Origin of the sequence: Thiomicrorhabdus sp. (genome assembly GCF_041583835.1) — a bacterium.
Lineage (GTDB): Bacteria > Pseudomonadota > Gammaproteobacteria > Thiomicrospirales > Thiomicrospiraceae > Thiomicrorhabdus.
The window spans coordinates 21,629-33,147 of record NZ_JBFHFC010000026.1 but is presented as its reverse complement, the minus strand read 5'-3'; the positions used below and the strand labels follow the sequence as shown (position 1 = coordinate 33,147).

At 45.6% G+C, this 11,519-nt stretch carries 11 protein-coding genes, 1 tRNA gene and 1 rRNA gene; 8 read left to right on the top strand and 5 right to left on the bottom strand.

The window, feature by feature from the left end:
* The 6 genes from rrf to fabB form a co-directional block, all read left to right on the top strand.
* Positions 1 to 96 (top strand): 5S ribosomal RNA (gene rrf, locus ABY044_RS10880); the annotation flags it as partial.
* Between the two features lie 49 nt (positions 97 to 145).
* Positions 146 to 952 (top strand): biotin--[acetyl-CoA-carboxylase] ligase, encoded by an 807-nt coding sequence (locus tag ABY044_RS10875; RefSeq protein ID WP_373020630.1) that lies wholly within the window; start codon positions 146 to 148, stop codon positions 950 to 952.
* Position 953: 1 nt separating this feature from the next.
* Positions 954 to 1,730 carry a type III pantothenate kinase gene (locus ABY044_RS10870; RefSeq protein WP_373020629.1) on the top strand — a complete coding sequence of 259 codons (777 nt, stop codon included), beginning with the start codon at positions 954 to 956 and terminating at the stop codon, positions 1,728 to 1,730.
* 39 nt (positions 1,731 to 1,769) lie between these two features.
* Positions 1,770 to 1,845: transfer RNA gene (locus ABY044_RS10865), tRNA-Thr, on the top strand.
* Positions 1,846 to 1,971: 126 nt separating this feature from the next.
* On the top strand, positions 1,972 to 2,487 hold the full coding sequence (fabA, locus tag ABY044_RS10860; RefSeq protein ID WP_373020627.1) for a 3-hydroxyacyl-[acyl-carrier-protein] dehydratase FabA: 516 nt from the start codon (positions 1,972 to 1,974) through the stop codon (positions 2,485 to 2,487).
* Positions 2,488 to 2,490: 3 nt separating this feature from the next.
* On the top strand, positions 2,491 to 3,711 hold the full coding sequence (gene fabB / locus ABY044_RS10855) for a beta-ketoacyl-ACP synthase I (protein WP_373020625.1): 1,221 nt from the start codon (positions 2,491 to 2,493) through the stop codon (positions 3,709 to 3,711).
* A gap of 115 nt (positions 3,712 to 3,826) precedes the next feature.
* Here fabB and ABY044_RS10850 read toward each other — a convergent pair whose 3' ends face one another.
* Genes ABY044_RS10850 through ftsY form a run of 3 tightly spaced genes read right to left on the bottom strand, consistent with a single transcriptional unit; the run spans position 3,827 to position 6,606 of the window.
* A complete protein-coding gene (locus ABY044_RS10850; protein WP_373020623.1) occupies positions 3,827 to 4,402 on the bottom strand; it encodes a transglycosylase SLT domain-containing protein in 576 nt (191 codons plus the stop codon).
* Between the two features lie 3 nt (positions 4,403 to 4,405).
* On the bottom strand, positions 4,406 to 5,380 hold the full coding sequence (locus tag ABY044_RS10845; RefSeq protein WP_373020621.1) for a DUF2914 domain-containing protein: 975 nt from the start codon (positions 5,378 to 5,380) through the stop codon (positions 4,406 to 4,408).
* A 14-nt stretch (positions 5,381 to 5,394) separates the two neighbouring features.
* A complete protein-coding gene (gene ftsY, locus ABY044_RS10840) occupies positions 5,395 to 6,606 on the bottom strand; it encodes a signal recognition particle-docking protein FtsY (RefSeq protein WP_373020620.1) in 1,212 nt (403 codons plus the stop codon).
* A 196-nt stretch (positions 6,607 to 6,802) separates the two neighbouring features.
* Between ftsY and ABY044_RS10835 the strand changes: the two genes are divergently transcribed.
* Both ABY044_RS10835 and ABY044_RS10830 read left to right on the top strand, forming a co-directional pair.
* Positions 6,803 to 8,161, top strand: coding sequence for a M16 family metallopeptidase (locus tag ABY044_RS10835; protein WP_373020619.1), 1,359 nt, complete (start codon positions 6,803 to 6,805; stop codon positions 8,159 to 8,161).
* On the top strand, positions 8,162 to 9,469 hold the full coding sequence (locus tag ABY044_RS10830) for a M16 family metallopeptidase (protein ID WP_373020617.1): 1,308 nt from the start codon (positions 8,162 to 8,164) through the stop codon (positions 9,467 to 9,469).
* Positions 9,470 to 9,497: 28 nt separating this feature from the next.
* Here the strand turns inward: ABY044_RS10830 and ABY044_RS10825 are convergent, their stop codons facing one another.
* Positions 9,498 to 10,541 carry a glycosyltransferase family 4 protein gene (locus tag ABY044_RS10825; RefSeq protein WP_373020615.1) on the bottom strand — a complete coding sequence of 348 codons (1,044 nt, stop codon included), beginning with the start codon at positions 10,539 to 10,541 and terminating at the stop codon, positions 9,498 to 9,500.
* Positions 10,542 to 10,669: 128 nt separating this feature from the next.
* Entirely contained in the window at positions 10,670 to 11,428 is a 759-nt protein-coding gene (locus ABY044_RS10820; RefSeq protein WP_373020613.1) for an EAL domain-containing protein, read from the bottom strand.
* Positions 11,429 to 11,519 lie beyond the last annotated feature (91 nt).

Sequence of the window (11,519 nt, the reverse complement as noted above, 5' to 3'; positions counted from 1 at the left end):
TGGAACCACCTGATCCCATTCCGAACTCAGAAGTGAAACGTCTTAGCGCCGATGGTAGTGTGGGAGGTCCCATGCGAGAGTAGGTCATCGCCAAGCTTATATCCTAAAACCCGCCCTTGCTTCGCATCGGCGGGTTTTTTTTTAAGTGAAAATTATTATGATCTCTCTGTCTTCTCTACAAAAATGTTTTAAAAAATCATTAGCCGATACGGAGTTGTTGTTTTTCGATGAATTGGATTCGACTAACCGTTATTTGAAAGATTACGCTAAAAAGAGACTTGATAAGGCGTTTTGTATTACAACGCACCAAACGGCCGGTTACGGCCAGAGAGACCGACAGTGGTTTAATTCTTCAAATTCCCTAACATTTAGTCTTTTATTACCTATCTCGGTTGCACCAGATGGCTTGGACGGTTTAACTCAGTTAGTAGCTTTAAAATTGGTCGAAACGCTGAGTGACTATACCGACCAATCTTTGCAGATCAAATGGCCTAATGATATTTATATTAATGGTAAGAAAGTAGGCGGTATTTTATTGGAAATCCCTACTTTTTCGTCTGTGCAATCTTGGTTGGTTGTCGGTATTGGGTTAAATATCAAAACGGATGCAAAAACACAATTAGACGCTCAAATCGATTCGGTTAATGGTGGTTTGATTGAGTTTTTCTCTCATGATCAAACCAACATCTCGCAATTTCTCTGTGATCTTGTATTAAACCAGGAACAGCTGTTCGAAAATTACCGTCAGGGTCTTTTTAATGATTATTTACTCAACTATCATTTAGTTGATTATTTCTCTAAGGATAGTCGGGTAATTGTGTATGATAACGATCAAAATTTAACAGGCCTTTATAAGGGTCTGAATGCACACGGAGAATTACAGGTCCTGATCGACGATACCCTCATAACATATAGAAGTGGGAGCGTTTCTATCAGGCCCTTCAATTATTAGTATGATTGATTTATTTATTGATATGGGGAATAGCAGAATTAAACTGGCTATTCTTGAAGATGACGCCTATGAGTATATTGGCGCTTATCCTTACAAATCTATTCTGAATGACGGCGGCTTGGTGGAAGTATTGTCGACGGTCGATATCGTTCCGGATCAAGTGTATGTTTCTTCAGTTTCATGTAATGCTGCGGAGCATCAATTACGTGAGGCCGTCTTGTCATTGTGGTCAATTTTTCCGATATTCTTGAATACCCAGATAAACTGTTGCGGACTTGAGAACGGCTATGACGATCCTTTAAAGCTAGGGGTTGATCGCTGGATGGCCTTGGTAGGTTCGCATACGATCACACGTAAGCCTTATATTGTGATTGATGCCGGTACGGCTATAACATTAGATGCGGTACACGATAACAGACATGTAGGCGGGTTTATTGTTCCGGGCGTTACTACAATGAGACAGTCTTTGATCGACAATACCGCTAAGCTTTCTATTGATTGTAATGGAGTGGAAAGCGTCGATCGAGGCGACACAGTTACCAATATTTTACCTAGGAACACGCAATCGGCTATTTGTGCCGGAACACTCTATATGGCCGCTTCATTTGTTGATTCGGTTATATTTGACCTTCAGCACGAGTTTGGGTGCTTATTTAAGGTTTATGTCACCGGCGGCGATGGAAAACAGCTTGTAAGACTAATAAATGCAGATTGTGAGTATATTGAAGACTTAGTGTTGCTCGGAATGGTAAATGTTATAGAAAGTGTAAAAAAATAGTTGACAGTTTTTTTCTAAACTCTATAATACGCCCCATTCGCCGACATAGCACAATTGGTAGTGCAACTGATTTGTAATCAGTAGGTTGGGGGTTCAAGTCCCTCTGTCGGCACCATCATTTGAAAAGCTCGTATTTGCAAGAATACGGGCTTTTTTTGTATTTAAACCCGTCAATTGCTATGTTTTATTTCAAGCTGTTATAATGTGTAGCGAATTTATATCTATACAATCGGAAAACCGAATGGAACAACAATCTAGTTATACTAAAGAAGAACTTTTATCTTGCGGAAGAGGTGAGTTGTTTGGCCCAGGTAATGCCCAATTACCGTTACCTCCAATGTTGATGTTTGATCGTATTACCCATATCTCGGAAGAGGGTGGGGCATTCGGTAAAGGTCAGATTCGTGCTGAATTAGATATTACTAAGGATTTATGGTTTTTCGAATGCCATTTCAATGAAGATCCGGTTATGCCTGGTTGTTTAGGTTTGGACGCGATGTGGCAGTTGATCGGTTTCTTCTTGGGTTGGACCGGTGGTCCGGGTCGTGGCCGTGCACTGGGTTCAGGTGAAGTTAAATTTTACGGACAGGTTCTACCGACAGCGAAAAAAGTGGAATATGTCATCGACATGAAACGTGTGATCAAGCGTAAGCTTTATATGGGCTTGGGCGATGCGAAGCTGTTTGTTGATGGTCGTGAGATTTATAGTGCAGCAGACCTGAAAGTTGGTTTATTTACGAATACGGATAGTTTTTAAATTATGAAAAGAGTCGTCATTACAGGAATCGGGATTGTTTCAAGTTTAGGGAACAATAAACAAGAAGTAACGGATTCTTTACGCAACGGCCGTTCAGGGATTGTTTTTGCGCCTGAGTATGCTGAGAATGGATTACGTTCACAAGTGCACGGCGCTGTGAAAAACTTGGATTTTGCCGAGCATATCGATCGTAAACAATTACGTTTTATGGGTGATGCAGCGGCTTACAGCTATATTGCCATGCAACAGGCTGTAGAAGATTCAGGATTGACGCCAGAGCAGGTTTCCAACCCAAGAACGGGATTGATTGCCGGTTCCGGTGGCGGTTCTAACTCAAACTCGACACAGGCGGTTGAAACTGCACGTGAAAAGGGTGTCCGTCGCGTCGGTCCTTATATGGTTACCCGTACAATGGGTTCAACCGTTTCAGCTTGTTTGGCGACGCCATTCAAAATCAAGGGATTGAACTACTCAATCAGCTCAGCTTGTTCGACTTCTGCACACTGTATCGGTAATGCGGTTGAGCAAATCCAGTTAGGTAAGCAGGACGTTGTATTTGCCGGTGGTGGTGAAGAACTTCACTGGACGATGTCGGTCTTGTTTGATGCGATGGGTGCGCTTTCAACTAAAAACAATGATAATCCAAGCAAGGCTTCCCGAGCTTACGATGCAGACCGTGACGGTTTCGTTATCGCCGGCGGCGGCGGTATGGTTGTCGTTGAAGAACTTGAACACGCTCTTGCCCGCGGCGCTAAAATCTATGCGGAAATCACCGGTTATGGCGCTAACTCGGACGGTTACGACATGGTTGCTCCATCCGGTGAAGGTGCGGTACGTTGTATGCAGATGGCGCTTTCTACCGTCGCAGGTTCTATTGATTATATTAACCCGCACGGAACTTCAACGCCGGTTGGAGATACTAAGGAAGCTGCAGCCATCCGTGAAGTGTTTGGCGCTGATGTTCCTAAGATTAGTTCGACTAAATCGATGTCTGGCCACTCTCTAGGTGCAGCGGGCGTACATGAATTTATCTATAGCTTGTGTATGCTTGAAAACGATTTTATCGCGCCTTCAATCAATATCGATAATCTGGATCCTGAGTGTGAAGGGATGCCGATTGTAACGGAGTTGGTTGAAAATGCCGGTCTGAACCGCATCATGAGCAATAGCTTCGGATTTGGCGGAACGAACGCATCTTTAGTGTTCGAGCGTTTTAAAGCTTAATTTTCAAGTTTACAAACTGAACGAACAGGCTAGGTAGAAATATCCGGCCTGTTTCATTAATAAAAAAACCGCATGATTGCGGTTTTTTTATATCTGATTCATTTCCGATTGAGTTTTAGGAACAGTTCTTAAGTTGGCTACGATAGCGTCTAGCTTGATTCGTCACTTTCTGAGCGACTTTTTTGAGCCAGGCTTTCTTTTGGTACGTTTTGCGGGAATAACCGCCACGGCCTTCGTGATAGGCTAAATAAAGGTTGTATGGATCTTTTCGCGAGATTCCTAGCTGCCTGTGGGTTTCATAGTTATACCAGCCGATGAAGTCCAGAGAATCGTCGATGTTGCTGCGACGAGCACTCCAGTTGCCGGTCGCTTTTTGATAATCGTACCAAGCCGGGTCTTGGGCTTGGGCGTACCCGTAGGCCGAGGAACTTCTAGGTAACGGTATGAAACCTAAAAAATATGGTCTTTCAGGCTGAGCATCGTGTTTGAATCGTGACTCCTGATGGACAAAAGCCATCAATACATACATCGGAACGCCCCAGCGTTTTTCCGATGCTCTTGCCGCATCATACCAATCGTCATCAAAATCATAGATCGAGCAGATGTTGTTGTAAGTCTGTTTCGGCGGATTGGAGCTACAGCCTGCGATTAAGCTAACTGTTAACAATACCCAAAAAATTCTGTTTACCATTTCCTAACTGCCATAAGTAAATGAGTGTCTATAAAGGACCTGTTTATCGGTGTCTAACACTTCGACGGTCCATTGGCCCTGCCAAGCGCTGGTTAAACGTTTACTTGACCATGTACGGTACAGGTTACTTTTTATTGTCAAAGGAATCAATGCCATAACCTGTTGATTATGTAACCAACGGTGATAAATTACGCGGTCTTTAGCGCCTTTGATTTGTGTGAAAAAGAACAGTTTGCGTATGTTCTTTGGAACTTTACTGCCGAGTAAGTCCGTCGGCTCTCTGTTGAATATGTTTGAAGTTAAGACTGCCGTTTCGATTTCAATTGTGCCGTCGCTAATAATGGGAGTCGGCATTACGATTTCAGGCTTAGCATTCTTTTGTTCTTGTTGTGTGAGTGTTAAATCGTTACGTTGTTGAGGGGTTAACAACCCTAAATCCATTTCTACATCTTGTTTGGGATGAGGTACGTTGGTTTCAACTTCCGCAGTGTCGATTTTATCTACTTTCGGGGTGAGAGAGTCTAAAGAATTATCGAGCGCTAAATTTGTCGTTTGACGATTTGAGGTTTGAGTTTGGACGGGTTGTGTCGCTGGCTCTGTTTTGATCGATTGCGTCGTTTCAGTAGCTTGAATCGGTTGCGGAGTAGGAGTAGCGGTCTTATTCGAGATTAAAGCCTGTTGTTCCGCTTTTTGTTCGTTAATGTTGTTGATCAAGAGGGTGGCGGTGGCGATGCTTCCTAAAACAGTCACAACAAACCATGCCAGACGATTTCGCCATGGTTTTTTCTGACTGGCTTCTATGCCGGCAGCCATTTCCTCTTGAGCTTGTTCCCAGCCCATAAGGCAGTATTGACGCATGTTTTGGTCGTAACGTACGTTGCTGGGCGCTTGATTGACGGTTTTACCGTCAATCGCTAAACGATAGCCTTTTTTAAAAGCGTAAAGTTCGCTGGCGTTCTGGGTGTCCGGTAATCTCATGCTGGCAAAGATCTTTAAGAAGCGCTTTGATCAAATAATGCTTCGGTAAACTCTTTGGCTTGGAACGGCCTTAAATCGTCGATGGATTCACCGACACCGATAAAACGCACCGGAATATTTAATTGTTCGGCTAGAGCGAACACCATGCCGCCCTTGGCAGTACCATCGAGTTTAGTGACCGTGATGCCCGAGACATCTACGGCTTCATGGAATTGTTTGGCCTGATTCAACGCATTTTGTCCCGTACCGGCATCGATCACCAGCATGACTTCGTGCGGCGCGGATTCATCGACTTTTCCGATAACGCGCTTCACTTTCTTCAACTCTTCCATCAGGTTGGATTGAGTATGTAAACGCCCTGCAGTATCGGCGATCAATACATCAATTTTTTTCGCTTTGGCGGACTGAATCGCATCAAAAATTACGGCGGCTGAATCCGCACCGGTTTTTTGGGCAATGACCGGAACCTGATTGCGTTCTCCCCAGGTTTGTAATTGTTCCACGGCCGCCGCACGGAATGTATCGCCGGCCGCCAACATGACCGACTTACCTTCATTTTGGAATTTTTTAGCCAGTTTGCCGATGGTTGTGGTTTTACCGACACCGTTGATTCCGACCATTAGAATGACATAAGGCCCTTGTTGCGCGGCCAAGTGAGAATCTACATCAAGCGGTTGGCTGATCGGTTCGATAATCTCTTGTAATTGAGCTTTTAGTGCGGATAGCAGGGCTTCAGCATCATTTAACTCTTTGCGGGATACTTGTTCTGTCAGGTTGCGAATAATGCGATCGGTGGCATCGACACCAATGTCCGCTGTCAGCAGGATCATTTCCAGTTCATCCAGTAGATCTTCATCAATCTCTTTACGGCCTAGCAGTAAGTTGGCGATGTTATCGGTGAAGCTACGACGAGTTTTGCTAAGCCCGCTTTTCAAACGTGTGAAAAAGCCCGGTTTTTTAGCCGAGGTAGTTTCCGGCTCGGTTTTCGGCATGGCCTCTTCGTCGTTAATGATGTCGACGACCGTTTCGCTCGGTTCCGTAGGGGCTTCTGTTAAGGATTCTGTTTCAGGTTGTGTCTGTAGTTCAGAATCGGCTTCGATTGCCGTTTCTTCCGAGCTGGACTTCTGAACTGCCGACGATTCTTCAGCGGGTTCGGTTTGATCAACCGCTATTTCTTCTACTTCGGTTTCGGCTTGATCTTTTTTACGTCGCAAAAAGCTAAACATGCTGTATTCCTATTGGGGCAACCTGTCGCGATCCGTTTATTTCTTGGTTAGAATATCGCACTGAATTAGTAGGTTGTTTTAAGGGTTTATTAATACTTGAATTGATATATTGGGCTATTATAAATCAATATACACAGGGTTGTAGAGACATCCCTTAACTTAAAAAACAGATAGATAAGACAAGATGGCAGTAAAGATGAAAATGATCAAAAAACTGGGGTTGGCTGTCGTATTGGTTTCGCTTTCGGCACCAAGTTGGGCCAAGATCTCCGAGTTCCAATTAGATAACGGCATGAAAGTCTTGGTTAAGGAAGATCATCGTGCGCCGGTGGTTGTGCAGCAGGTGTGGTATCGAGTCGGCTCCACTTACGAGCAGGCCGGTCAGACCGGATTGTCGCATATGCTGGAACACATGATGTTTAAAGGCACCAAAAAATTGAAGCCTGGAGAGTTTTCAAAGATTGTTTCTCGCCTCGGCGGTGAGGAGAATGCTTTCACTACGGCAAACTATACGGCTTATTATCAGGTGGTCGGAAAGCAGAACCTGGAAAAAGTGATGAAAATCGAAGCCGATCGCATGCGTAATCTCGTGATTGATGATGCCGAATTTAATAAGGAACGCGATGTGGTCACCGAGGAGCGACGTTGGCGTTTGGAGGACAACCCTCGTTCCAAACTCAACGAACAGTTCAATGCCACGGCTTTCCTTAACAGTCCGGCCCGCAATCCGGTCATCGGCTGGATGACGGATATTCGCAGTTATCAAGCCCAAAATTTACGTGATTGGTATAAGAAATGGTATGCCCCTAATAATGCGACTTTAGTCGTGGTCGGCGACGTCGAACCACAAAAAGTTTTAGAGTTGGCAAGGGAATATTATGGCGGTTATCAGCCGGAAAGCATTCCGAAATTAAAGCCTCAGATTGAGATTGAGCAAGAGGGTTTACGTCGTATCGAACTTAAGGGTAATACTCAGGTACCTTCGCTTCAAATGGGGTTTCATGTGCCGAGTTTAGTGACGGCGGAAAACAAACGCGAAGTGTATGCGCTATCGGTATTGAGCAGCATTCTGGACGGCGGCGAGAGTAGCCGTCTGCCTCAGTCTTTGGTTCGCGATCAGCAGATTGCGGCCGGCGTTAGTGCCGGTTATAACGCCACGGATCGCTTGGATACCTTGTTTGAGTTAAGCGGTACGCCGGTTAACGGTCAGGATATCAAAGAGGTTGAAAAAGCCTTGCTATCCGAAGTTGAAAAACTTAAAAAACAGCCGGTAAGCCGACAGGAATTGGAGCGAGTGTTGGCGATGGATGAAGCGGATCACGTCTATTATCGCGATTCGATTCAGGCGCAAGCTTCTGTGCTTGGATCGTTGATCAGTGTCGGATTGCCGGCGGATACCTTGGATAACTGGATTGAAAATATACGCTCGGTGACACCGGAAGAGATTCAGGCGGTCGCTCAGAAATATTTAACCCACGATAATTTGACTATTGCCACACTTTATCCGGACGGTAAAGACCACTCCAATATCAAAGCTTATACAGGGAGACTGTAAATGAAGCGTTTCACGGCATTGCTGATCGTTTGTGTCGGCACTCTGTTATTTTCCGTTCAGGCTTCGGCAGGGGTCGATATCAAGACTTGGCAGACTTCCCAAGGAAGCAAGGTCATGTACGTCCATTCCCCCGAACTGCCGATGCTGGATATTGAAGTTGCGTTTGATGCCGGGAGTGCGCGTGACGGCAAGCAATGGGGGTTAGCCTCCTTGACGACAACGTTGATCGGTACGCAGACGCCGACGATGAGCGAGGAAGAGATTTCGCAGAAGACTAATGCACTGGGTGCAAAAATCGGTGGCGGAGTCGATCGAGACATGGCGAATTTTTCGTTACGCACCTTGACCCGAGAAAGCATCTTTAAGCCCTCTTTGGAGTTATTTAAAGAATCGTTAACGCAGTCGGTGTTTAATCCGGATATTTTCAACCGCGAACGTCAGCGTCTTTTGGTTGCTTTAAAACAGCAGCAGAAGAATCCAAGCGAAATTGCACGTAACGAATTTTGGGAAAAGTTATACGGGAATCACCCTTACGCCCATCCGGTTTCAGGTTCGGTAGAAACGGTCAAAGCATTGAAGCTGGAAGATTTACAGAGCTTTTATAAGCGTTATTTTGTGGCCTCAAATGCGACGATTTCAATTGTCGGTAATGTCACTATGAAAGAAGCGAAAGCGATTTCCGAAAATCTTTTGCAGTCCCTGCCGAAAGGAGAAAAACCGGCAGCACTTCCGGAACCGCAGCCTTTGAAAGCAGCGATGCGGAGTGTGATTGAATTTGATTCTTCTCAAACCTACTTCCGTCAGGGACAGATCGGCGTTAAGCGTGGCGATCCGGATTATTATGCTTTGTTCTTAGGCAACCACCTTTTGGGCGGCAGCGGCTTCGGTTCTTTGTTGATGGAGGAAGTGAGAGAGAAACGCGGCTTGGTGTACAGTGTCGGAAGCGGGTTTGCGCCAATGCGGGTTGCCGGTCCGTGGTTAAGTTATTTATCGACCAAAAACGAGAGTGCCAAAGAGGCGGAAAAGGTCGTCGGTGATACTTTGGAAGCCTTTATGAAGTCGATCGACGATAAGCATTTTCAGGCCATTAAAGATAATTTGATTGGCGGCTTTCCGCTACGAATCGATAGTAACGGTAAGATTATCGGATATATATCCATGATCGGTTTTTACGGGTTGCCGTTGGATTATCTTGAACAGTTTCCGAAAATCATCGAATCCTTGAGTAAGGAAGATGTGCTGAAAGCGTGGAAGAAACATATCCATCCGGACAAGATGGTGACGGTAATGGTCGGTCAACCAACTTAAGGTCTTTACTGGGTTTTCAACGGGTATGTCACTCTATCGCTTCATTGCCAAGTGGTGCTTTCCGGGTAAGCGTCGCGGGTTGAATCGGCGCTAACGCACTTAAGAAAGTTTGCGCGCAAGCCGTCCAGCTGAATGCTTGTGCGTAGTCTCGGCATGCTGTGCGGTTCAATTTCAAGGCCGCTTCGATGGCTCTTTTCAAATCCTCGTCCATAACACCGCACTGCGGTGCCAGTACGTCAATCGGTCCGGTGGTGGGATAGGCTGCTACCGGCGTCCCCGAAGCCAAAGCTTCCAACATGACAAGACCGTAGGTATCGGTGAGCGACGGGAATACGAATACGTCGGCGCTGGCGAACAATTCGGCCAAGTCTTCGCCGGTATGTTTACCTAAAAAGTGAATGCCGGGGTAGGCTTGTCTGAACGCATCCAAAGCCGGTCCGCCACCGACGACCACTTTAGAGCCTTCAAGCTCCAAATTCAGAAAAGCCGGCAGATTTTTTTCGACCGATACCCGGCCGACATACAGATTGATCGGTCTGGGCAGTTCCAAATCACGACGTCTTTTGGGGTGGAAAAGTTCGATATCGACCCCTCGGTTCCATTTGAATAGATGTTTGAAGTCTTTTTCCGATAGTTCGTCGATGAGAGATTGGGTGCTAACCAGTGTGCGTTCGGCCGGAGTATGGAAGAAACGCAGAAAACGATATCCCCAACTCACCGGGATGAGCGGAATGCGTTTGTTTAGATATTCGGCAAATTTGGTGTGGAAGGAGGTAGTGAACGGCCAGCCGCGTTTGATGCAGAAGGCTCTAGCCCTTAAACCAAGAGGCCCTTCGGTGACAATATGAACGGCGTCCGGCGCAAAGTCTTCGATCTGTTTGCGGAAATTTTTGGCGTAAATAACTAAGCGAATTTCTGCATAGCGCGGCATCGGAACGGTAGGGTATAAACCGGGGTGCAGAACTTTGACTTCATGTCCTGCGGTTTCCAGTTCCTGAATGACTTGAGTCATGGTAGTGACTACGCCGTTGACTTGCGGTTTCCAAGCATCGGTTACGATCAATATTCTCATGCGTTACTCCATCAGCTTTTTTTCTATTATGCCAATAAGCACAACGACTTATGTTTCACTATTTTGACAGTTTTATTTGGAAAAAGTGGTGTTCGCCCTACAGAAGATCTGACGGCGCTTTTATAGAGTCATCTCCAGGAGATAGATGCAAGGGATTCGAATGCCGGTTCCGCAAAGAAAAAACCTTGGAAGAGTTCAATGCCGAAAGATTGCAAGGTCTCGAACTCTTCGGCTGTTTCAATGCCTTCAGCAATCACTTCGATGTCAAGATCTCTGCATACCTGCAGAATGCCTTTGATGATAGATTGACGGACTCGGTCTTGATGGACATTTCGAACTAACGCCATATCAAGTTTGATTAAATTGGTTTGCATTTCCGCTAAGAGATTCAAGCCGGAATAGCCAGCTCCAAAGTCGTCGATCGCCGTCAAAAAACCCCTTTGTTTATAGTGGTCGACGATACTTCGGAGATGGTCGTAATCGTCAACCTTTTCACCTTCGGTCACTTCAAAGATGATTCTTTCAATTGGAAATCCGTATTCTTTTGCCGCCTTAAGTGTGGCTCTTATGCAGAGTTCCGGGCGGTAGACGGCTCGGGGCATAAAGTTGATACTAAGGAGCGAGTCGATCTCGAGTTCGGATGCGAGCTTAATAGCCTTGACCCGACAGGCTTGATCAAAGCGGTAACGGTTGGTGTCGTTTACGTGATTGAATACCTTTGCAGCAGACTCGTTGTTCAAGCCTCGTACCAATGCCTCCTGTGCGAAAACGGTTCGGGTTGTCGCATTGACAATCGGTTGTAAGGCCATAGAGAAATCGAATTCTAAACCCGCTCCTTGTGTACATTCTGAACAGCTCAATTCCCGGAAGTCAGGCTGTATTTTCATGCTACGCACTCCGCTCGATAACAAGATAGTTAGTAAGGTTTAACATTACCATACATTTTCGTTGTTTAGAAACGAGCGCGTTACTCATTTT

Excerpts from the sequence above, each read along its gene's own strand:
- fabB (WP_373020625.1), top strand. The coding sequence starts at position 2,491 with ATGAAAAGAGTCGTCATTACAGGAATCGGGATTGTTTCAAGTTTAGGG.
- ABY044_RS10825 (WP_373020615.1), bottom strand. The coding sequence starts at position 10,541 with ATGAGAATATTGATCGTAACCGATGCTTGGAAACCGCAAGTCAACGGC.
- ABY044_RS10845 (WP_373020621.1), bottom strand. The coding sequence starts at position 5,380 with ATGAGATTACCGGACACCCAGAACGCCAGCGAACTTTACGCTTTTAAA.
- ABY044_RS10870 (WP_373020629.1), top strand. The coding sequence starts at position 954 with ATGATTGATTTATTTATTGATATGGGGAATAGCAGAATTAAACTGGCT.
- ftsY (WP_373020620.1), bottom strand. The coding sequence starts at position 6,606 with ATGTTTAGCTTTTTGCGACGTAAAAAAGATCAAGCCGAAACCGAAGTA.
- ABY044_RS10820 (WP_373020613.1), bottom strand. The coding sequence starts at position 11,428 with ATGAAAATACAGCCTGACTTCCGGGAATTGAGCTGTTCAGAATGTACA.
- ABY044_RS10850 (WP_373020623.1), bottom strand. The coding sequence starts at position 4,402 with ATGGTAAACAGAATTTTTTGGGTATTGTTAACAGTTAGCTTAATCGCA.
- fabA (WP_373020627.1), top strand. The coding sequence starts at position 1,972 with ATGGAACAACAATCTAGTTATACTAAAGAAGAACTTTTATCTTGCGGA.
- ABY044_RS10830 (WP_373020617.1), top strand. The coding sequence starts at position 8,162 with ATGAAGCGTTTCACGGCATTGCTGATCGTTTGTGTCGGCACTCTGTTA.
- ABY044_RS10835 (WP_373020619.1), top strand. The coding sequence starts at position 6,803 with ATGAAAATGATCAAAAAACTGGGGTTGGCTGTCGTATTGGTTTCGCTT.